Source organism: Flavobacterium hercynium, assembly GCF_002217285.1.
Lineage (GTDB): Bacteria > Bacteroidota > Bacteroidia > Flavobacteriales > Flavobacteriaceae > Flavobacterium > Flavobacterium hercynium.
On record NZ_MUGW01000020.1, the window covers coordinates 154,140 to 176,308 of the forward strand.

General features: G+C 30.6%; 19 protein-coding genes. All 19 read left to right on the top strand.

Annotated features, from left to right (window positions below; genetic code table 11):
• The first annotated feature begins 1 nt into the window (after window position 1).
• The 19 genes from B0A66_RS10650 to B0A66_RS10740 all read left to right on the top strand — a co-directional run bounded on the left by B0A66_RS10650 (window position 2) and on the right by B0A66_RS10740 (window position 22,136).
• A complete protein-coding gene (locus B0A66_RS10650; RefSeq protein WP_089049813.1) occupies window positions 2-1,240 on the top strand; it encodes a glycosyltransferase family protein in 1,239 nt (412 codons plus the stop codon).
• A gap of 17 nt (window positions 1,241-1,257) precedes the next feature.
• A complete protein-coding gene (locus B0A66_RS10655) occupies window positions 1,258-2,169 on the top strand; it encodes a glycosyltransferase family 2 protein (RefSeq protein ID WP_089049814.1) in 912 nt (303 codons plus the stop codon).
• 30 nt (window positions 2,170-2,199) lie between these two features.
• Entirely contained in the window at window positions 2,200-3,216 is a 1,017-nt protein-coding gene (locus B0A66_RS10660; RefSeq protein WP_089049815.1) for an N-acetylneuraminate synthase family protein, read from the top strand.
• 88 nt (window positions 3,217-3,304) lie between these two features.
• Complete coding sequence (gene neuC, locus B0A66_RS10665) at window positions 3,305-4,462, top strand: UDP-N-acetylglucosamine 2-epimerase (RefSeq protein WP_089049816.1); 1,158 nt, start codon at window positions 3,305-3,307, stop codon at window positions 4,460-4,462.
• Window positions 4,463-5,161 (top strand): acylneuraminate cytidylyltransferase family protein, encoded by a 699-nt coding sequence (locus B0A66_RS10670; protein WP_089049817.1) that lies wholly within the window; start codon window positions 4,463-4,465, stop codon window positions 5,159-5,161.
• Window positions 5,161-6,864: an asparagine synthase (glutamine-hydrolyzing) gene (asnB, locus tag B0A66_RS10675; protein WP_089049818.1), complete on the top strand. Its 1,704-nt coding sequence runs from the start codon at window positions 5,161-5,163 to the stop codon at window positions 6,862-6,864. Before B0A66_RS10670 ends, asnB begins: the two co-directional genes overlap by 1 nt.
• 60 nt (window positions 6,865-6,924) lie before the next feature.
• Window positions 6,925-8,034, top strand: coding sequence for an acyltransferase family protein (locus tag B0A66_RS10680; protein WP_089049819.1), 1,110 nt, complete (start codon window positions 6,925-6,927; stop codon window positions 8,032-8,034).
• 15 nt (window positions 8,035-8,049) lie between these two features.
• On the top strand, window positions 8,050-8,982 hold the full coding sequence (locus B0A66_RS10685; protein ID WP_123868232.1) for a polysaccharide deacetylase family protein: 933 nt from the start codon (window positions 8,050-8,052) through the stop codon (window positions 8,980-8,982).
• 42 nt (window positions 8,983-9,024) lie between these two features.
• Window positions 9,025-10,416: a CDP-glycerol glycerophosphotransferase family protein gene (locus B0A66_RS10690; protein WP_089049821.1), complete on the top strand. Its 1,392-nt coding sequence runs from the start codon at window positions 9,025-9,027 to the stop codon at window positions 10,414-10,416.
• Window positions 10,413-11,477, top strand: coding sequence for an acyltransferase family protein (locus tag B0A66_RS10695; RefSeq protein ID WP_089049822.1), 1,065 nt, complete (start codon window positions 10,413-10,415; stop codon window positions 11,475-11,477). Before B0A66_RS10690 ends, B0A66_RS10695 begins: the two co-directional genes overlap by 4 nt.
• A complete protein-coding gene (locus B0A66_RS10700; protein ID WP_089049863.1) occupies window positions 11,470-12,552 on the top strand; it encodes a glycosyltransferase family 4 protein in 1,083 nt (360 codons plus the stop codon). The genes B0A66_RS10695 and B0A66_RS10700 overlap by 8 nt, the downstream gene beginning before the upstream one ends.
• Window positions 12,553-12,575: 23 nt before the next feature.
• The gene (locus B0A66_RS10705; protein ID WP_089049823.1) at window positions 12,576-14,009 is read left to right on the top strand and encodes an MBOAT family O-acyltransferase; all 1,434 of its coding nucleotides are present in this window, start codon (window positions 12,576-12,578) and stop codon (window positions 14,007-14,009) included.
• Window positions 14,009-14,890 carry a hypothetical protein gene (locus B0A66_RS10710; RefSeq protein ID WP_089049824.1) on the top strand — a complete coding sequence of 294 codons (882 nt, stop codon included), beginning with the start codon at window positions 14,009-14,011 and terminating at the stop codon, window positions 14,888-14,890. Before B0A66_RS10705 ends, B0A66_RS10710 begins: the two co-directional genes overlap by 1 nt.
• Window positions 14,891-14,895: 5 nt before the next feature.
• Entirely contained in the window at window positions 14,896-16,050 is a 1,155-nt protein-coding gene (locus tag B0A66_RS10715; RefSeq protein ID WP_089049825.1) for a glycosyltransferase family 4 protein, read from the top strand.
• Complete coding sequence (locus tag B0A66_RS10720) at window positions 16,047-17,588, top strand: glycosyltransferase family 2 protein (protein ID WP_244283431.1); 1,542 nt, start codon at window positions 16,047-16,049, stop codon at window positions 17,586-17,588. The genes B0A66_RS10715 and B0A66_RS10720 overlap by 4 nt, the downstream gene beginning before the upstream one ends.
• Before the next feature lie 2 nt (window positions 17,589-17,590).
• On the top strand, window positions 17,591-18,598 hold the full coding sequence (locus B0A66_RS10725; protein ID WP_089049826.1) for a glycosyltransferase family 2 protein: 1,008 nt from the start codon (window positions 17,591-17,593) through the stop codon (window positions 18,596-18,598).
• Window positions 18,599-19,714: a glycosyltransferase family 4 protein gene (locus B0A66_RS10730; protein WP_089049827.1), complete on the top strand. Its 1,116-nt coding sequence runs from the start codon at window positions 18,599-18,601 to the stop codon at window positions 19,712-19,714.
• Window positions 19,711-20,787, top strand: coding sequence for a glycosyltransferase (locus B0A66_RS10735; protein ID WP_089049828.1), 1,077 nt, complete (start codon window positions 19,711-19,713; stop codon window positions 20,785-20,787). Before B0A66_RS10730 ends, B0A66_RS10735 begins: the two co-directional genes overlap by 4 nt.
• Window positions 20,787-22,136 (top strand): O-antigen ligase family protein, encoded by a 1,350-nt coding sequence (locus B0A66_RS10740; RefSeq protein ID WP_089049829.1) that lies wholly within the window; start codon window positions 20,787-20,789, stop codon window positions 22,134-22,136. Before B0A66_RS10735 ends, B0A66_RS10740 begins: the two co-directional genes overlap by 1 nt.
• The last annotated feature ends 33 nt before the right edge of the window (window positions 22,137-22,169 follow it).

The window sequence follows — 22,169 nt, forward strand, 5'->3', positions numbered from 1 at the left end:
AATGATAAAAAAAATATTAATAGTTGTAGATTCTATAAATATAGAAGATAGCAGTGGATCTAAAGCTAATGTAGCTTTGATTAATAATTTGCATCAGGCTGGTTTTGAGATTTTGGTATACCATTATACACGAAAAGATATTCAGTTGCAGCATATAAACACATTTTCTATACCCGAAATAAAGTCAAGTTTGAATTATGTTTTAAGCAGATTTTTTAGAATTGTAAACAGGAATTTAAAAATAAACTTTGCCCCATTTTTTGAAAAAAAGTTAGGTTTTTCATTTACATTTTTTAATGATGTAAAAAGTATAGGTCAAGCATTAAAGAAGCAATCTTTTAATCCTGATTTAATTTTAACGCTTAGCAAAGGTGCTAGTTTCAGACCTCATTACGCAGTTTTGAAATTACCTCAGTATCATAATAAATGGATGGCGTACGTACATGATCCGTTCCCGTTTCATTATTATCCAAGACCTTACAATTGGGTTGAACCAAGTTTTGAAAAAAAAGAAATCTTTTTCAGAGCAGTTTCTGAAAAGGCAAAATACAGCGCTTTTCCAAGTGAGTTACTAAAGGAATGGATGAGTAGTTATTTTCCTGAATTTAAAAAAACAGGTATTGTTATTCCGCATCAGAATTCTAAATACGAAGTTCAGAATATTAGTTTTCCAACTTACTTTGATCCTTCAAAATTTAATTTGCTGCATGCTGGTAACTTAATGAAAGAGCGTTCTCCTGAAGGCTTAATAAAAGGTTTCAAAGTCTTTCTGGATAAAAATTCCGAGGCAAAAAATGATGCAAGACTTATTTTACTAGGTAATGCTGAAGATCATGTTGAAATGTTAGATAGTTTTACAAAAGATCTTGCTGAATTGTATGTACATAATGGAAATAAACCTTTCGACGAAGTATACAATTTGCAGAAAAATGTTTCTGTTAATATTATTTTAGAATCAAAATCAGAAATAAGCCCTTTTCTTCCGGCTAAATTTCCACATTGTCTTGAAGCTAATAAAACTATTCTTTCGCTGGCACCGTATTATAGTGAAACACGAAGATTGTTAGGTCACGAATATGAATTTTGGGCTGAGGTAGATGAAGTAGAAAAAATTGCATCTTTGATAGAAAAGATGTACCAGCTTTGGAAACAAAATCCTAATAACTTATTGCTGAATAGAAATGATTTGGACCAATATGTTTCGGTTGATTATTTGCGAGATACCATCAATAAGCTATAGTAAATTTTAATAATAAAATGCAAAAATCCAGTTTTTCTATCTTAATAACAACAAAAAATCGAAAGGATGATTTGCTTTTTACCTTGCGTAAAATTCAACATTTATTAGATAGAGATGATGTGGACTGTTTAATTTGTGATGATGCTTCAACCGATGGGACTTTCGAATTCATTCAGAATAATTTTCCAAAAATCAAATTGATTCAAAATTCTAAAAGTCAAGGATTGATATACAGTAGAAACAGACTGATGGAATTAGTGACAACCGAATTTGCTATTTCTATTGACGATGATTTACATTTTGTTACCCAATATCCATTAGAAATTATTGAAAAAGCTTATTACGAAAATCCAAAAGCAGGATTGTTTAGTTTTAGAATTTTCTGGGATGTAAAAGAGCCTGAAAAAACAGAAACTACAGAAGTTTTACATCAAATGCAGAGTTTTGCAGGAGGAGCAAATGTTTGGCGTATGACTGCGTGGCGTGATATTCCGAATTATCCGGCATGGTTTGTTTTTTACGGAGAAGAAGATTTTGCCTCTTATCAATTATTCAAAAAGAATTGGAAAATTTATTATTTGCCGGAAGTTTTAGTTAATCATCGAGTAGATATAAAGAAACGCAAAAAAGGTCCTGATTATAGTTTGCGATTACAGCGATCACTTAGATCTGGCTGGTATCTCTATTTTATGTTTTATCCACTTAGCGTTATTCCGAAAAAAATGATATATTCTATTTGGATGCAATTAAAATTAAAAGTTTTTAAAGGTGACTTCAAAGCGTTGAAAGCAATTATATTCGCACTCTTTAATGTATTGTTTTCAATTCCAAAAATTATCAAAAATGCAAACAGATTATCGATGAGTGAATATAAAGCGTATCACAAAATAGAACATACAAAATTATATTGGCGCCCAGAAAATGAATAAGCTTACCTTATCTTAAGAAAAAATAAAAAGATGTCATCACAACAAGTATCACCATATATCATTGCCGAAATAGGTCAGGCTCATGAAGGAAGTCTAGGAATTTTATATTCTTATATCGATGCTCTTGCTCAAACTGGAGTAAATGCGGTTAAGTTTCAAATGCATATTGCAGAAGCAGAAAGTAGCGAACATGAACCTTTTCGTGTGAAATTTTCATTAGAAGATAAAACCAGATTTGATTATTGGAAACGAATGAGTTTTTCTTTAGAACAATGGAAAGGTATAAAAGAGCATTGTGATGAGGTTGGATTAGATTTTATTTGTTCTCCCTTTAGTAATTTAGCTGTTGATTGGTTAGAAGAAATAGGTGTCAAACAATATAAAATTGGGTCGGGAGAAGTTAATAATTTTTTGATTTTAGAAAAAATCGCTCAAACAAAGAAGCCTTTGATCTTATCATCAGGAATGAGTTCTTTTTCGGAATTAGATAAGACTGTTACATTTTTAAAAGAAAGAAATGTTAATTTTTCAATTTTACAATGTACAACCGCCTATCCTACACAACCACAACAATATGGATTGAATGTAATTCAGGAACTTAAAGAAAGATATAATGTATCAGTTGGTTTTTCTGATCATTCTGCAAAAATAGAAACATGTATTGCGGCTACTGCTTTGGGGGCAAATATTTTAGAGTTTCATGTTGTTTTTGACAGAAAAATGTTTGGGCCAGATTCCAAATCTTCTTTAACAATTTCAGAGACAAAAGAAATGGTAGATGCAGTCAGAAATATAGCAGTTGCATTGTCAAATACTATTGATAAAAATAACAATGAAGCTTTTGCTTCTTTAAAACAAATCTTTGAAAAATCATTAGCAATAAACAAAGATTTGCCTAAAAATCATATTATAACATTTTATGATCTTGAATCGAAGAAGCCAAAGGGTTTTGGAATTGATGCTTCTCGTTTTCAGGATATAATTGGAAAAACCTTAAATAAAAATTTAAAACAATGGGATTTTTTGAATGAAGAAGATTTGTCATAAATCTCGTAATCATTAGAAAGTTCAAAAAACAAAAGTTTTTCAGTCTCTCTTTTTTACTTACTTTTAACCCACTCATAATAAAATAAAAATGCCAAAAAGAAAAATTGCTGTGGTCATTACTGCACGTCCTTCTTACAGTCGTGTAAAAACAGTTCTATCAGCTATTCAAAATCATCCTGATTTAGAATTGTTGCTTGTTGTTGCTGCTTCGGCTTTGTTAGACCGATATGGTTCAGCAGTTAATTTTATTGAAAAAGATGGTTTTACAATTGCCGCTAAAGTTTTTAATGTTTTAGAAGGAGAAAATTTAACCGCTGCAGCAAAAACTACCGGAATAGGTATTTTAGAATTATCTACTGTTTTTGACAATCTAAAACCAGATATTGTTGTGACAGTTGCAGACAGATTTGAAACTATGGCAACAGCTATTGCAGCATCTTATATGAACATCCCCCTGGCGCACATTCAAGGAGGAGAGGTTACAGGCAATATTGATGAGAAAGTTCGACATGCAATAACAAAATTAGCAGATTATCATTTCGTTGCTTCAGAAGGTGCAAAGGAAAGAGTAATTAAATTGGGAGAAGACGCAAAAATGGTCTTCAATACAGGTTGTCCGTCTATTGATTTGGCAGAAGAAGTTTTAGAGAGTAAAGCACTTCCCTTTGATCCTTACGAAAAATATGGAGGTGTAGGTGCAAAACCTGATTTATCAAAAGGGTATCTTGTAGTAATGCAGCACCCGGTAACAACAGAATATAAAGATTCAAGAAAACATATAGAATCCACACTCGAAGCTATTTATAGTTTAGATAAACCTACACTTTGGTTTTGGCCTAATGTAGATGCCGGTGCAGATGGTACTTCAACAGGAATTCGTGCATTTAGAGAACAACACCAATTACCAAATGTTCATTTTTTTAAGAATATGGAAGGAAAAGATTTTCTTCAATTATTGCAGCATAGTGATTGCCTCATAGGAAATTCAAGTGTCGGAATACGAGAATGCGCTTATCTAGGAGTTCCGGTAATTAATATTGGTTCACGCCAAAACAGAAGAGACCGAGGAGGAAATAGTGTAGATGTCGAATATTCCCAGGATCAGATTGAAAATGCAATTTTAACTTCTGTTAAAAAAGGAAAAGTAAGTTCGTCTTCAATATATGGTAATGGAAAAGCAGGAGTTCAAATTGCCGCTTTGTTAGCAGAGTTGCCTTTGCAATTTCATAAAACGATTATGTATTAAATGAAAATCCTGGCTATAATCCCAGCAAGAGGAGGTTCTAAAGGTGTTCCTGGTAAAAATATTAAGTTATTGGGAGGGAAACCATTATTAGCATATACGTCTGAAATTGCACTACAATCAAAATATTTGACAGAAATTATTGTTTCTACTGAAGATGATAAAATCGCGAAAGTTGCCGAAAATTTAGGAATAAAAGTGCCTTTTAAAAGACCGTTAGAATTGGCGCAAGATACAACACCAACAATCGATGCTATAATTCATGCCTTACAATGGTATGAAAAACAAAATGTATTTTTTGATGCAGTTTGTCTTTTACAAGTAACTAGTCCTTTTAGAACAATTGAGTTTTTAGATAAAGCTATTGAAAAATTTATAGAACAAGATACAGACTCTTTAGTTTCAGTACAACGAGTTCCACATGAATATAACCCGCATTGGACATTCGAACAAAATGATCAGGGAAATTTGAGAATTGCAACCGGAGAAACTGAAATTATTAGCAGAAGACAAGATCTTCCAATTGCTTATCACAGAGATGGTAGTATTTATATAACAAAAACTAAAGTTATTTTAGAACAACATTCATTATATGGAAATAGTACTGCTTTTATAGAGTCGGATTCTGATTCGTATGTCAATATTGATACTTTGGAAGATTGGGAAAAAGCAGAAAAAATGATTCAAAATAAGGTAAGGTAATGTGTGGTATTGCAGGTATAATAGGGAAATTTGAGGAAACTCAATTAGATGCAATGCTTACTAGTCAGCATCATAGAGGACCCGATGCAACAGCTAAATATTTTGATTCCGGTTATGCTGCTTTAGGGCATAATCGATTAGCAATTATAGATTTGTCTACAGAGTCAAATCAACCTTTTATTGATAATACAGGTCGGTATGTCGTAGTTTTTAATGGTGAAATTTACAATTACATTGAAATTAAAGAGATTTTAAAAAATCAATATGCTTTTAAAACAGAATCAGATACCGAAGTCTTATTAGCCGCATTTATTATTTATGGAAAATCATTTTTAGAGAAACTCAATGGAATGTTTTCTTTTGCTATTTGGGACAATCAGGAAAAACGATTGTTTGCAGCTCGTGATCGATTTGGAGTAAAACCTTTTCACTACAATTTGTCAAATGATACACTCTGTTTTTCATCAGAAATAAAAGCATTGCATGCTGCGGGAATAGAAAAAAAAACGAATGAAAAAGTTTGGGCTTCTTATTTTGCCTTTGGTTCATACGGAATGCCTGATGAAACTTTTTGGTCAGGAATCTCTCAACTACCAGGAGGGCATTATCTGGAATTTGACAATAAAAAACTAACGATAACAAAGTGGTATAATTTTGAAAGTGAAGTAGCTAAACAGCCTAAAAACTTAACTTTTGAAGAAGCAAAAAAACAATATTCTGTACTTTTAAAAGACAGCATTAATTTGCGTTTTAGAGCTGACGTTTCGGTTGGTTTTAATGTTAGTGGCGGATTAGATAGTTCAATACTACTTGCTTTAGTTAATCTTCAGGAAGACAATTCAAAAATCAATGCTTATACATTTTATACCAATAATGCTGATTATGATGAGTTGCCTTGGGTAGAAAAAATGATTGCTGAAACGCAAAATCCTTTAAAAAAAGTATTGTTATTGGCTGAAGAAATTCCGGCATTGTCTCAAAAAATAGATTGGCAGCAAGATGAGCCTTTTGGAGGTATTCCTACTTTGGCGTATGCCAAAATTTTTGAACAAGCACGAAAAGATGGTGTTTTAGTATTGTTGGATGGACAGGGAATGGATGAGCAATGGGCTGGATATGATTATTATACTCAGAACAATGATGCTATAATACAAGGTGTTCAGGATTCTCCGTATAAAACTAAAATGCTTTCCGATTCGTTTTTACAAAAAGCGGAAAAACCGATCTATCCAAAACCTTTTGAGGATGAGGTGCTAAACAAACAATATCGCGATCTGTTTTATACAAAAATCCCAAGAGCATTACGATTTAATGATCGAATTTCGATGACCTATTCAACTGAATTGAGAGAACCTTTCTTAGATCATAGGTTAGTAGAATTTGCTTTTTCACTTCCATTAGATTATAAAATTAAAAACGGAATTTCTAAATATATATTACGGGAAATTGCTTCAGAATACTTTGTAAACGATCTGGTTTTTGCACCAAAAAGACCTTTGCAAACTCCCCAACGGGAGTGGTTGGCAACAGATTTGAAAGAATGGGTAAATAATTGTTTTATCGAGATTGAGACAGGAGTTCATGGTAATTGGTTCAATAAAGAAGATTTGCAGGAAGAATTAAAACTTTATTTTGAAGGCAATATTCAATCTAGTTTTCATATTTGGCAATGTATTAGTTATAGTCAAATGCTTAAAAAGTAACAACCTAATTTACATGCTTTAGTTACATACAAAGTATAATTACATAAACTAATTTTCAATTTGAAACCAAACGACAGATTAAGAGAACTAGACTTCTTAAGAGGAATTGCTATTATTTTGGTATTAATGCGCCATGAATACATCACAGACTGGACTTCTAAAATGGGATGGATAGGCGTTGATCTGTTTTTTGTTCTAAGCGGATTTCTTGTTTCAGGTTTGTTATTCAAAGAATATTTAAAGTTTGGTAATATTAAACCAGGTTTGTTTTTAATTCGAAGAGGATTTAAAATTTATCCTGTTTATTATCTAACTTATATTTTATACCTAATACCTAAAATTATAAAGCATCAATTCGAATGGTCCGGATTTTTAGCAGATATGTTTTTTATTCAAAATTATGTCCGCGCTTGGGGTTATGCTTATGTACCCAGCTGGTCATTAGCAGTTGAGGAACACTTTTATCTTGGTTTTGCCTTTTTTTTATGGTTGGCTATTAAATATTTTTGGATCGATTTGAATCAAGACCTTCATAAAAAAATAAGTAAATTTGAAGTTTTTGTTTTATTTATTATGGTTTTTTGCCTTTCTATGAGAATCGTTAGTGCTATTTATTTTTCTGGAAATGGAGATAAAAATTTTACAATGACACACTTAAGAATCGACTCTTTATTTGCAGGTGTTTTTGTTTCTTATTTATATTATTTTAGGAAAGAAAAATTGATTCAGGTATTTGAACATTATCAAGTATTGCTGTTGCTAATTTGTTTTTCATTACTTTCTTTTACTCCATTTATAGATTTCGAAGACTCTTTTTTTGTGAGAACTTTTGGTTATTCATTCCTGTATATTGCATTTAGTATTTTACTGCTTTATTTTCTTTTGAGTAATGAGATAAACGAACGGTTAAATTTTTTATTTACAAAAAAAGGGGTTGATATTATCAGTAAAATAGGTTTTTCGTCATATGGTATTTATATCATTCACGGATTTACAAATTTTCTATGCCATCTGATCAATAATTTTATTTTAAACAAACTTTTCGGCCAGACAATAATGTTTTTCATTACCTGTACAGTAAGTATTTTGTCAGGAATGTTTATTACCCATTATATCGAAAAGTATTTTTTAAATTACAGAAATAAATATTTTCCTGGTAGAATAAATTAATGATTATAAGTAGTAGTGAAAAATAAACTAAAGGAAATATATTATCGTTTTTTAAAACTGAAAAGTAGAATACTTCATGGCAAGCCTGTTTTGGTATTGATGTACCATAGAGTTAATGATATTATAGAGGATAAATTAGGACAGCTTACCGTAAGTGTTGTTAATTTCGAGCATCAATTAAAATATTATAAAGAAAAGTTTCAAATTTTAAAGCTTGATGAAGATTGGACTTCTTTACAGAAAACCGGATTTGTCGTTACTTTTGATGATGGTTATGCAGATAATATTTTAAACGCTGTACCATTACTGGAGAAGTATCAGATACCGGCAACAATATTTGTAACAACGTTAAACATAAATACTGGAAGAGAGTTTTGGTGGGATAGGCTATTTTTTGATTATAATAACTGTAAAGAATTATTTTTTCTGCCTAATCAAGAAGAAAAGGTTTCAAAATCAAATGCTATTTACAATAATATTACAGTTCAGCTTAAACAAATTACAAATGATGAAAAAGAAAAATGGTTTTTAGAATTTGAAAGAATCAACCAAATATCATTTTCTCCAAGAGAAGAATATCGTTCGTTAACAATAGCAGAATTAGAATTACTCTCAAAACATCCTTTGATTTCATTAGGCATTCATACGCACAATCATTATCCACTAGGAAATCTAAGCTATGCAGAACAAAAGCAAGAAATTTTATTATCCTTGAAAAAGTTAAAGGAGTTAGAAGTGAATTTTGTAAAATACTTGGCTTTACCACATGGTTCTTATAATGCTGAAACTTTTAGAATTATGGCAGAACTAGATTTATCAGGAGTTTTAATGGCAAATAATTATTATTCTTCAAATAAAAATAGACAGAGTAAAAAAATAAACAGAATTTTGATTCCTGATATTAAGGATAAAGTTTTATTGAGGTGTCTAAAACATTATGATTTTTAATTGAAGCAAAAAGAAAGTTAAAAATAGGATTAAAAAATAGAAATGAAAAAATTAGGTATAGTAATAACTGACGGGGTAGGTTTTAGAAATTTTGTGATGAGCGATTTTCTATCTGAAGCAACAAAAGAATTCGATGAAATTATCGTTTATTCAGGTTTGCCGGAAAGTTGTTATCAAAATTTTAATAATTCAAAGCTCCAAATAAAAGAACTAACAGTTTTTAATGAAGGAAAGATAACTTGGGCTTTTAGAAAATGGAAAGAAATAGGACATCTGCAAAAACATAAAGATTTTTATGGAATGAATGATAATTTGGTTTCCGGATATCCTAAAGGTAATACGATTCGTTCTCTATTTATAAAAAGCATTTATGCCTTTACAAAACTTCTTCATACGAATTCAAGTATTTTACTAGCAGAGAAATTTCAATTTTTATCCTTTTCAAGAAAAAAAGTCACAAGAGAATATCTCGAAATATTAAAAGAAGACAAACCTTCTCATTTGTTTTTTACACATCAAAGACCCCCATATCTTGCTCCATTTTTGTATGCAGCAATTCAATTAAAAATACCGACAAGTACTTTTGTATTTAGCTGGGATAATTTAGCATCAAAAGGCAGGATGCTTGGAACATTTGATTACTTTTTAGTATGGAGTAAATTAATGAAAGAAGAGTTATTGTATTTTTATCCAAACGTAAAAAGCGATGAGGTTAAAGTAGTTGGAACCCCACAGTTTGAACCTTATGTTTTGGATAAATATAAAACTACAAAAGAAAATTTCATTACAAAATTCGGATTAGATCCTAGTAAAAAAATAATTTGTTATAGTTGTGCCGATGTTTCTATTGGTCCCAATGATCCAATCGCAATAAAAGCTATTGCTCACGCTATGCGTAATAAGGAGATTAAGGAACAAACACAACTTTTGGTACGGACTTCACCTGCTGAAGATGACAGCCGTTTTAGGGCGATTCTTGAGGAGTTTCCTGAGATCATATGGAATGTTCCGAAATGGGTATTGACCAGAGAAAACCATCAGGAGAGTTGGTCACAAAGAATCCCGAGTGAAGAAGATATTAAAGATTTACGCTCTCTGCTTGAAAATGCGGATTTAAGTGTAAATATGTGTTCTACAATGAGTCTTGATTTTATGCTTTTTGACAAACCAGTAATCAATACCGTCTTTGGAAATCTGGAGAATGGTTTATACAATGATCAGCGTTTTTTGAATTATGTTCATTACAAAAAAGTAATAGATGGTAATTCGGTTATGATTGCAAAAAATAGCAGAGAATTAATCGAACAAATTAATGAGACTTTTGATAATCCGGAAGAAAGAACAAAGGAACGCAAAGCAATGATTGACTTGCAGATTGGTCAAAGTTTAGAAGGAACAAGTAAACGAATTGCTCAGGTTTTATCAAAATTATGAGCAAGGTGCAAGATAATAGAATATCAATATTAGATGGATTTAGAGCAATAGCCATAATGTCCGTTTTACTTTATCATTATTTTTATCGATGGAATGACAGTATTTATCCTTATTTTGGAGGAGACTATTTTCATTATGGCTTTAAAGGAGTTTCATTTTTCTTTATGATTAGCGGATTTGTAATTTGTTATTCATTACAAGGAACATCAAATTTCACGACATTTTGGAAGAAAAGATTTATTCGTCTATTTCCATCAATGCTTATTGCTTCGCTAATAACTTTTGTGTTTTTAATACTTTTTGATTACAGCAAGATTTTTGCGGACAGTACGCACTTCCGAAACTTACTGACGAGTATAACTTTTTTACCTCCTAATTTGTTTGATTTTATTTTCGGAACAAAAAATCATTTTAGTTATCTCAATTATTCTTATTGGAGTTTATGGCCTGAAATTCAGTTTTATTTATTAGCAAGTACAATTTATTTTGTAGATAAATTAAACTTCAAAAGGAATTTTATAACTATTTGCTTTACATTATTGCTGATTTATAATCTATTTATGTTTTTTGGAAATGTTGAAAATCAATACTTTATTAAATTCACAAACTTGTTTAATTTGTTGAAGCATTTGTGTTTTTTTCTATCAGGAGCTTTGTTTTACATGTTATATAAGGAGAAAAAAAACAGAAGGTACATTGTGCTTTTAATACTTGCATTTGTTATCATTAACTTTAAGCTCATTCTAATAGATCTTGTGACAAGTATAATAATGTATGTATTGTTTTTTTGTTTTATTTATTTTCCTGATTTCCTGCGTTTTTTAGAAAAAAAAGCATTTGTAAAAATAGGTGTATCATCTTATTTTTTATATCTAATTCATGAATACATAGGTGTTGTCTTAATCAAAAATAACGTTAGCTTATTTTATCCGATAAGTTTTATTGCTCCAGTTTTAGTAATGATCTTTATAATAATTCTTAGCATTGTTTACACACAAAAAATAGAATTAAAACTGGGTAAGTATTTTAATGAACTTTTACTTAAAAAGAAGAATGCATAAAATAGCTGTAATTTGTAATTATCAATTGCTTCCGGAAAGAATAGGAGGTATGGATTATTTTTTCTGGGATTTTGATAAGAAATGCAAAGAAAACGGTATCGAGGTCGATTGGTTTTTTCCGAACCAATCAAATCATGGAGGATATTCAAATCTGACGATTCATTCTAATGAAAGTGAAAATGTAGAAAACAGTTTTTTATTATTTTGCCAACAAAACAAAATACAGTTTACTCATATTATCACTCATTTTGTAGAATTGTGTACACCATTTTTCTATCAGATAAAAAAAATGTCGAAAGCGAAAGTTATTGCTGTTGATCATAATCCGAGACCGTTGAATAGATATTCAGTTAAAAAAAGAATAAACAAAAGAGTAAAAGGAGTTTTGTTTTCAAGATATATAGATGTTTTTGTTGGTGTTTCTAATTATACAGTGAATGCTATTATAATCGATTTTGGAACTCATCTAAAACGTAAAACACAGATTATTTACAACGGTGTTATTTTCGATGCAATTTTAACCCGAAATAATAGAAATATTGTAAAACCAAGCTTTTTAGTAGCCTCGCATCTTCGGGAATCCAAAGGAATCCAGGATTTGATTGATGCAGTGAATGCACTTCCAAAAGATATAAAAGAAGAAATTCAAATCACCATTTATGGAGATGGTCCTTATAAGAAACAGTTAACAGAAAAAATTGCAAAATATGCGCTGGAGGATTGTTTTGTTTTTATGGGAAGCAAATCAAACTTAAACGAGATTTTTCATCAATACGATTACATGCTTCAGCCCACACACATGGAATGTTTTAGTTTGTCGATTTTAGAAAGTCTGGCAGCAAATGTTCCGGTGATAACAACCGATGTGGGTGGAAATACTGAAGTGGTTACATCTGGTGAAAATGGATTTATCTTTGAAGCAAAAAATATAAAGCAACTTACGGCAATTTTGGAAGATATTTATGTAGGCAACAAAAAGATATCTATTAATACAAGAGAATTAATTGCCAATTCCTTTTCTTTGCCGAAAATGATAGATAACCATTTCAGACTACTTAAAGAAGGAGTACATTAAATTAAAAATTTCATATACAACAGATGTTTTTTAACTCATTAGCATTTGCTATTTTCTTACCAATCGTTTTTTTTCTGTATTGGTTCGTTTTCAATAAAACTAAAAGCACCCAAAATGCTTTATTAATTATTGCCAGTTATTATTTCTACTCTTGTTGGGATTGGAGATTTCTATTTTTGTTAGTTTTCTCTACATTTCTGGATTATTATACCGGAATACAAATTGAAAAAGGAAAATCGGAAAATAGCAAAAAGTTTTGGTTCTGGCTTAGTATCATTGTTAATTTAGGATTTCTTGGCATTTTTAAATATTATAACTTTTTTGCTGCATCCTTCTCAGATTTACTAAACTCGGCAGGAATCAAAGCAAGTCCAATTTTATTAGATGTTATTTTACCGGTCGGTATATCATTTTATACTTTTCATGGACTATCTTATGTTATCGATATTTATTTGAAGCGTATAAAAGCAGAGTACAACTTTGTAGATTATTCTTTGTTTGTGAGTTATTTTCCGCTTTTAGTAGCGGGACCAATAGAAAGAGCAACTCACTTGTTGCCTCAGGTAAAAGTAAAACGAGAATTTGATTTTGAAAAAGCCAAAGAAGGAATCTATCAAATTGTTTGGGGATTAGTGAAAAAAGTAGTCATAGCAGATACCTGTGCTACTTATGCTAATGCAATTTTTGACAACTATACTTCTATGAATTCGTTTTCATTGATAATGGGGGCAGTCTATTTTGCATTCCAAATTTATGGTGATTTTTCAGGATACTCAGATATTGCTTTAGGTGTCTCAAAATTGTTTGGTTTAGACTTATTACGAAACTTTAATTATCCTTATTTTTCAAGAGACATTGCAGAATTCTGGCGTCGCTGGCATATTTCGCTTTCCTCCTGGTTTCGTGATTATCTATACATCCCATTAGGAGGAAGCAAGGGAGGATTAGGAATGAAAATCAGAAATACATTTATCATTTTTGTCGTTAGTGGATTTTGGCACGGTGCAAATTGGACATATATTGCGTGGGGATTTATTAATGCACTGTACTTTTTACCACTTTTATTATCCAATAGTAACCGAAATAATATGGATGCCATTCAGTTGAAGTTTAATATTGAATCTGTTAAAGTATTTTTAAGCATTTTAAGTACTTTTTTATTGACTTGCGTGGCATGGGTGTTTTTTAGAGCAAAAACCATATCAGATGCAGTTTCGTATTTGAAAAGAATAATGACTGATGGAGAGTTTAAATTTCAATATCTGGATAATGAACGTTACAGCTACGAGCTTCTGTTTATGATTGGAGTTTTCGTTTTGATAGAATGGAATAGCCGCAATAAAATAGAACCAATATCAGGAAAGAGAAGCATGATTAAATTAGCGTTGGTTATAGCATCAATAATTGCGTTTGGAACTTTTTCTGACTACAAAGAATTTATATATTTTCAGTTTTAATGAAACGTTTTTTAATTTATACAGCCAAAATAATTTTAATAGTAATGCTACTGGCATTTTTATTAGATGGAATATATACAGCAATTTTTATGCAATCTAGAAATAGAGGAAAAATTGAGACTGTTTTTAATTCTAAATCAGAAAAGTTTGATGTCGTAATTTTAGGTTCATCCCGTGCAAATAATCATTTTGTTTCTCAGAAGTTTGAAGATAATGGACTAAAAACTTTTAACTATGGAATGAGTGGAGGACATTTGTTTGAAGCATCTCTTTTACTTAAATTAATGATAGAAAGAAAATATGAAATCAAGAATGTCATTTTAGAAGCAGATTTAAATCTTTCTAACGATCATCAGGCAGATGGTATTTCATCAAAATATTTGCCTTATATTCATAATTCGGACGTAGTAAGAGAGCATTTTTCAACTCAGGATAATTTTAAAAGTTTGTATTATATTCCGTTTTATCGTTACATAAAATACGAGACCAGGATTGGCTTTAGAGAAACATTTTTTACCGCAGTACATAAAAAAACAAATGCTCTAGATAATTTAGGTTATTATCCTTTGAAAAAACATAGAAATGGTAATATGAAAAATAATATTGTTGCGCTTAATCCTTTAGTTCACAATAAGTATTATGAAGAAATAAAAAATTTTTGTGAAGCGAATAATATCAACTTTATTGCCGTAATGACACCAATGTGCTCTAATGTAAAAGGAATGAATTATTTTGACAAGGTAAAGAAAGCCTATCCTGAAATTTATAACTATGAAAATGTTGTGGTAGAGGATAAGTATTTTGCATCTTGCGGACATATGAATGATGCTGGCGCCAGAATTTTTACCGCCAGAATTTTAAAAGATTTCTTTAAGAAATAGAAAACATGAAAATAGCTTTTCTAACACCAGAATATCCGCACCTTAAAACAGGTAATTCAGGAGGTATTGGTACAAGTATAAAAAATTTGGCAATCGGACTTTTAACACAAGGTATTTCAGTTCGTGTTTTGGTGTACGGACAAAAAGAAGATGCTTTTTTTGACGATAATGGTATTCTTGTTCAACAAATAAAGAATGTAAAATTCAAAGGAATATCTTGGTTTTTGACCCGAAAAAAAATCGAAAATTTAATTAATGAATTATATTCAAATAAAGAAATAGATCTGGTTGAGGCTGTTGATTGGACAGGAATTACTTCGTTTATAAAACCGGATAATTGCCCAATAGTAATTCGTTTGCATGGCTCAGATACTTATTTTTGTCATCTGGATAAGCGCCCAGTTAAATGGATTAATAAGTTTCATGAAAAAAAAGCTTTAAAAAAAGCAGATGCTTTATTATCGGTAAGTAAGTTTACAGCCGAAACAACAAACACAGTTTTTGGTTTAAATAAAAGTTTTACTATTGTACCAAATCCGATTGATGTTGATTTATTTCAATCTAAGATTCAAAATCAGAATAATGAAAAAACAATATTATATTTTGGAAGTCTTATCCGTAAAAAAGGGCTTTTAGAATTACCATTGATTTTTAATAAAGTAGTAGAAAAAAATCCCGATGCTAAATTAATTTTAATTGGTAAAGACGTTCGGGATATTGTTTCCGGAAATGATTCGACTTGGCAAATGATGCAGGGATTGTTTTCAGATCAGGCGATTCAAAACGTAAAATATTTAGGTAGTGTTCCCTATACAGAAATAAAAGAAAAAATAGAACAAGCAACGGTTTGCGTGTTTCCTTCTTTAGCAGAAGCTTTCCCAGTTTCATGGTTAGAAGCTATGGCAATGCAAAAACCAATTGCAGCATCAAATATAGGATGGGCGGATGAGATGATAGATGATGGTGAAAATGGCTTTTTAGTACATCCGGAAGATCATGAAATTTTTGCTTCAAAAATTAATTTATTACTAGAAAATAAAAACTTAGCGGAACAAATGGGTCTATCGGCTAGAAATAAGGTGAAAATGTATTTTGATATAGAAGTTTTGGCCAAAAAAAATATCGAGTTTTACAAAAAACAAATAATAACTAAGCTTTGATTGTAGTAGTATATCATAATAATAAAAGAGTTACAAACATTTCTTTAGAAAGAGATGAAGTTTTGTCCTTCAATAAAAATTTTGCTATTGCCTCAGTTTTAACAGATTTAGCTATACAATATCCAACATCAAAAATAATTTGGTGTCATGAAGATTATAAGTCAATATTAAATTTAGAAGAAATACGAGAACTACATCATCATAACAAGATAATGCTATCTTATAAACCTGGTAGTTTTAATTTTTTGCCTAAACAAATTGGTTACGTTGAAGATTCTCTTTTTGTTAATATTAATAAAGATGTATCATATCCTACATGGCAAATGAGTAGTATGGTTGGTGTTATTCATGCAACTGTACTGCTAGCATTATATAATAAAATAAAGCTTGATTCCAAATTTGAATATTATTTGAATTCACTTGCTAAAGTTTGTCAGCCTTTAGGGTTGTTATGCTATTCTGAACCAAAATTAATAAAAGAAAAGATTTCTTTTTATAATAAAAAATCTTCAAGTTTTGCACTTTTCAAATTTGTTAAACAACATTACAAGACTAGATGGATCTTTTTACTCTTTTTGAACTTAGTTATTTACGAATTTAAATTCCCTTTTTTGTCATTTGTGTACGGTTGTTTTTTTAAAAATAGAAATAATAGAAATATAAATTTAGATAATGTTGTATTTAACTCTTCGGATGATGAGAGTTATGATTTAAAAACGATTGACGTAGTAATTCCTACGATTGGTAGAAAGAAATATTTACATAATGTTTTAAAAGATTTATCACAGCAGACACATTTACCAAAAAACGTGATAATTGTAGAGCAAAATCCTTTCCTAAAGTCTATATCAGAACTTGATTATATAACATCAGAAAGTTGGCCCTTCAAAATAAAACACATTTTTATTAATAAATCTGGAGCTTGTAATGCAAGAAATTTGGCTTTAGACGAAATTGAAAGCGAGTGGATTTTTTTTGCTGATGATGACATTAGATTTGATAATTCTTTTATAAGAGAGGCATCTGTATTAATGTCTAAGTATGAAAGTAAAGCAGTTACTTTTAGCTGTTTACAGAAAAATGAAAAAGTGTTTTATAAAGAAATATTTCAATGGACTACTTTTGGCTCAGGCTGTAGTATCGTTAAAAGTGAAATAGTTAAAAATATTCGCTTTGATATTAAATATGAATTTGGATTTGGTGAAGATTCGGATTTTGGAATGCAAATTAGAAATATGGGAAATGATGTTTTATATTTTCCATCCCCAGAGATTTTGCATTTAAAGGCACCAATAGGCGGTTTCAGAACAAAACCTGATTTACTTTGGAATAATGATGAAATTAAACCAAAGCCTTCCCCGATGGTTATGCTTTACAAAATCAAGCATGAAACGGAACAGCAACTTAGAGGGTATAAAGTAATTTTGTTTTTTAAATTTTATAGCAAACAGTCTATTAAAAATCCTATAAAGTACTTTTTAAATTTTCGCAAAGAATGGAAACAGAGTGTCTATTGGGCTAATTATCTTAATCAATAAACATGAAGTTTTCCTTAATAATTTGTACGTATATGCGGCCTGAACCGTTGCTAAAATTATTGCAATCAGTTCAGCAGCAAAGCCTATATCCTAATGAGGTATTAATTGTTGACGGATCATTAGATAATGAAACGGAATTGGTTTTGAAAGATAATCAATTCAATCATTTAGAATATTTTTTGGTAGAGGATCAAGATCGTGGATTGACCAAACAAAGAAATTTCGGTATTAATAAAGTAAATGAAACTACAGAAATTGTTTGTTTTCTTGACGATGATACAGTTTTAGAAAGTGATTATTTTGAAAATTTACTGCATACTTACAATGTATTTCCTCAAGCATTAGGAGTAGGAGGTTACATTTGCAACGAAACGAAATGGGATAAAGTACCAGATAATTATACTGCAAAAGATAATGAGTTTTATTTTGATGGGTGGAAGCGTAAAGATGGAAGCCGATTTATTTTGAGAAAAAAACTGAAGCTGGATAGCAATTGTCCACCAGGTTTCTCGCCCTTGTTTTCGCACGGAAGAAGTGTTGGTTTTTTACCACCAAGTGAAAAGACATACGAAGTAGAGCAATTAATGGGCGGTGTTTCCTCTTTTAGAAGATCTGTTTTTAAAGACTTTTCATTTTCAACCTATTTTGAAGGTTATGGATTGTATGAAGATGCAGATTTTACATTGAGGCTTGCAAAAACAGGAAAACTATATCTTAACACTAAAGCTAGATTAAATCATTTTCATGCTGCATCAGGAAGACCAAATCAGTATAAGTATGGAAAAATGGTAGTGCGAAATGGTTGGTATGTCTGGAAGGTTAAAAACCCGAAACCAAATTTAAAAGCCCGAATCAAATGGCATTCAATTACAATATTATTAACGTTAATACGATTTAGTAATACGCTTACATCAAAAAATAAAAAAGCATCTTTTACAGAAGCAGTAGGAAGAACAATAGGATGGTGGAGTTTGTTTTTTAATAAACCAAAGCCAAAACAAAACAGATAAATGAAATTTGCCATAATTACGCATGTTGTCCATATTAAAGATAACAATCATTATTTAGGTTACGCCCCTTATGTGCGTGAAATGAATATTTGGTTAAAGTATGTAGACGATGTAATTATTGTTGGACCAGTAGAAAAAAAGGCTCCAAGTACAATTGATATTGCATATGAGCATGATAAAGTTCATTTTAGAAAAATACCTAATATAAGTTTTACAAGTATTAAAAATATTTTCATTTCATTGTTTAAATTACCAGTCATTTTGTGGCAAATATTTTGGGCTATGAAAAGCGCTGATCATGTTCATTTGCGTTGTCCGGGAAATATTGGATTGCTAGGTTGTTTCGTTCAGATCTTATTTCCATCAAAAATAAAAACAGCTAAATACGCAGGGAATTGGGATCCAAAAAGCAAACAACCTTGGACATACAAATTGCAAAAGTATATTTTGAACAACACATTCCTGACAAGAAATATGCAGGTTTTGGTTTATGGCAATTGGGAAAATCAATCAAAAAATGTAAAATCTTTTTTTACTGCAACTTATTCTGATGACGAAAAGAAAAGTATTGAGAAATCAAATTATGATGTAACGGAATTCATTTTTGTTGGAAGTCTGGTTCAAGGTAAAAATCCGTTATATGCTATTCAATTAGTTGAAGGCTTAATTAAAAAAGAAAAAAGTGTAGTCCTGAATATATACGGAGAAGGAATTGAAAGAGAAGCTTTAGAAAATTATATTGAGAAGAATCAACTAGAAAGATTTGTTTTTTTGCAAGGAAATCAGACTTTAGAAACAGTTAAAAACGCTTATCAAAAAAGTCACTTTGTTGTTTTACCTTCAAAAAGTGAAGGTTGGCCAAAAGCAGTTGCCGAAGGAATGTTTTGGTCTTGCATACCAGTTGCTACATCAGTTTCTTGCTTACCTTACATGCTGGATTATGGTAATAGAGGAATTTTATTAACGATGAATCTGGAGCAAGATCTACGTCAGATAGACGAAATACTTATTAATAAAGACAATTTAGTTGCCAAAAGTAAATTAGCAAAAGAATGGTCACAACAATACACGACAGATGTTTTTGAATCTGAAATTAAAAAATTAGTTTCGAAATGAGAGTTGTACAAATTATAGATTCTTTAGAAGCTGGTGGGGCTGAACGAATGGCAGTTAATTATGCCAATGCGCTTGTAAATAAAATAGAATTTTCAGGTTTAATTGCGACCAGAAAAGAAGGAGCCTTGAAAAATAAAATTGATTCAGGGGTTTCTTATTTATTTTTAGAAAAAAAGAAAAGTATTGATTTTAAAGCCATTTTTAAATTAAGGAGCTATATCAAAGTAAATAAAATTGATATTATTCACGCTCACAGTTCTTCTTTTTTTATTGCAGTTCTGGTAAAATTAACCTTTCCTCGAATAAAAATAATTTGGCACGATCATTATGGAAGTCGGGCTAATGAAACAAAAGAGAAGAATAAAGTTTTGATTTCTTTATCTGCTTTTTTCTCTTCTATTTTGGTGGTTAATCTTCAGCTAGAAGAATGGAGTAGAAAGTACATGAAATGTTCAAGCATAAGCTTTATTCCTAATTTTGCAGCTTCAGAAAAACAGACAGAGCAAATCACAAAATTGAAAGGTGAAGATGGTAAAAGAATAGTTTTTTTAGCTAATTTAAAAAATCCTAAAAATCATATTTTGGTTCTTAAATCTTTTTCAGAATTAAATTTGTACAAATCGGGTTGGAGCCTTCACTTAATAGGCAGAGATTACGAAGATTCCTATTCTAAAACCTTAAAAGATTTTATAAAATCAAATTCGCTGCTGGATCATATTCATTTGTATGGCGCAAAAGAAGATGTAAAATTTATTTTATCGCAAGCTTCTATTGGAATTTTAGCATCAACAGAAGAAGGATTTCCAGTAACTTTGCTTGAATATGCATTGGCCAATTTAGCAGTAGTTTCTACAAACGTTGGTTATTGCTCGACAGTGATTCAAAATAATAGTAACGGATTATTGTTCAATCCACTTTCCGATAAGCAGATTAACAATCAGTTGAAAAAAATTACTGAAGATGATTCGCTTGTAAAAACGCTAGCTGCTAATTTCAAAAAATCAGTTTTAAATAATTACTCAGAAGAAATCATAATAGAACAATTAATTTTGGCGTATAAAAACAGTAAATAATGAAAACCTTTAAATTGTCTTATACGTATATTGTTATAATTCATGGCTTAATTGCTTTGGCTGTTTTTGTATTACCACTTTTGTCTAAGTTAATTGCATTATTAATTCCGATTATAGGTTTTTATATTGTCTATAAAAACGAGAATAAGAACAATGAAGTTATTTTAGTTGCAGCTTATCTTGTTGGTATTGAGGTTTTTTTAAGGATGACAGGAGGAAACCTTAATAACGAGTATGTAAAACTTACTGTTATATTCTTTATGTTTTTAGGCATGGTGTACAGTAATTTTGCAACCAATGCATTTATTTATTGGTTCTTTCTGATTTTGCTAATTCCTGGTGTTTTAGTTACCGCTACAGAGATCAATGTAGATGTAGACGTTAAAAAGTCTTTAGTTTTTAATTTATCAGGTCCCGTTTGTCTAGCAATTAGTGCGATTTATATGTTTAAGAGGAAAGTTCTTTTTACAGATTTGCAAAATATAATGGTAGCTATGGGATTACCTATATTTACAACGGCGACTTATTTGTTTTTATATAATCCAAGTGTGAGAGATGTAGTAACCGGAACGCAATCTAATTTTGAGACTTCCGGAGGTTTTGGCCCCAATCAGGTCTCAACAATTTTGGGTTTAGGAATATTTATTTTTTTTACACAATTGATTTTATTCTCTAAAACAAAAGTAGCAATGTTTTTAAACGGAATAATGTTGTTGTTTATTAGTTATCGTGGAATTGTAACTTTTTCGAGAGGAGGAGTTATCACTGCGATTATAATGATTGGCTGTTTGCTGTTTTTATTGTATTATTTTTCGAATGATAAAGGAAAAGGGAAATTTACTTTAGTTTTTATTTTAACCGCTTTAATGGGACTAGGAACCTGGACCTACAGTTCTATCCAGACGAGAGGATTAATTGAAAAACGATATGCCAATCAGGATGCTGCAGGAAGAACAAAAAAGGATCGTTTAGGTGGTCGTGAAGAAATTATGGATTCTGAGATAGCATTATTTTTAGATAATCCAGTAATGGGAGCAGGAGCAGGAATGGGAAAAAATATTCGAAAAGTATCTTCGGGTATGGATGTTGCCTCTCATAACGAAATAACGCGGATGTTAAGTGAACACGGAATCTTTGGAATCTTAGGATTGATTCTGCTTTTTTTAACTCCCATCATATTTTACATTTACAATAAACAACATTTATATTTTTTATCGTTTTATGTATTTTGGCTTTTAACTATAAATCATGCTGCTATGCGAACCGCTGCCCCCGCGTTTGTCTATGCTTTGATGCTACTATTAGTAGAAGTTAAAATTCCGGAAAAAGTAAAAGAAGCAACAGATTAAGAATTTATAATACATTTGCCAAATTAAAATACC

Excerpts from the sequence above, each read along its gene's own strand:
- B0A66_RS10650 (WP_089049813.1), top strand. The coding sequence starts at position 2 with ATGATAAAAAAAATATTAATAGTTGTAGATTCTATAAATATAGAAGAT.
- B0A66_RS10655 (WP_089049814.1), top strand. The coding sequence starts at position 1,258 with ATGCAAAAATCCAGTTTTTCTATCTTAATAACAACAAAAAATCGAAAG.
- B0A66_RS10660 (WP_089049815.1), top strand. The coding sequence starts at position 2,200 with ATGTCATCACAACAAGTATCACCATATATCATTGCCGAAATAGGTCAG.
- neuC (WP_089049816.1), top strand. The coding sequence starts at position 3,305 with ATGCCAAAAAGAAAAATTGCTGTGGTCATTACTGCACGTCCTTCTTAC.
- B0A66_RS10670 (WP_089049817.1), top strand. The coding sequence starts at position 4,463 with ATGAAAATCCTGGCTATAATCCCAGCAAGAGGAGGTTCTAAAGGTGTT.
- asnB (WP_089049818.1), top strand. The coding sequence starts at position 5,161 with ATGTGTGGTATTGCAGGTATAATAGGGAAATTTGAGGAAACTCAATTA.
- B0A66_RS10690 (WP_089049821.1), top strand. The coding sequence starts at position 9,025 with ATGAAAAAATTAGGTATAGTAATAACTGACGGGGTAGGTTTTAGAAAT.
- B0A66_RS10695 (WP_089049822.1), top strand. The coding sequence starts at position 10,413 with ATGAGCAAGGTGCAAGATAATAGAATATCAATATTAGATGGATTTAGA.
- B0A66_RS10700 (WP_089049863.1), top strand. The coding sequence starts at position 11,470 with ATGCATAAAATAGCTGTAATTTGTAATTATCAATTGCTTCCGGAAAGA.
- B0A66_RS10705 (WP_089049823.1), top strand. The coding sequence starts at position 12,576 with ATGTTTTTTAACTCATTAGCATTTGCTATTTTCTTACCAATCGTTTTT.
- B0A66_RS10710 (WP_089049824.1), top strand. The coding sequence starts at position 14,009 with ATGAAACGTTTTTTAATTTATACAGCCAAAATAATTTTAATAGTAATG.
- B0A66_RS10715 (WP_089049825.1), top strand. The coding sequence starts at position 14,896 with ATGAAAATAGCTTTTCTAACACCAGAATATCCGCACCTTAAAACAGGT.
- B0A66_RS10725 (WP_089049826.1), top strand. The coding sequence starts at position 17,591 with ATGAAGTTTTCCTTAATAATTTGTACGTATATGCGGCCTGAACCGTTG.
- B0A66_RS10730 (WP_089049827.1), top strand. The coding sequence starts at position 18,599 with ATGAAATTTGCCATAATTACGCATGTTGTCCATATTAAAGATAACAAT.
- B0A66_RS10735 (WP_089049828.1), top strand. The coding sequence starts at position 19,711 with ATGAGAGTTGTACAAATTATAGATTCTTTAGAAGCTGGTGGGGCTGAA.
- B0A66_RS10740 (WP_089049829.1), top strand. The coding sequence starts at position 20,787 with ATGAAAACCTTTAAATTGTCTTATACGTATATTGTTATAATTCATGGC.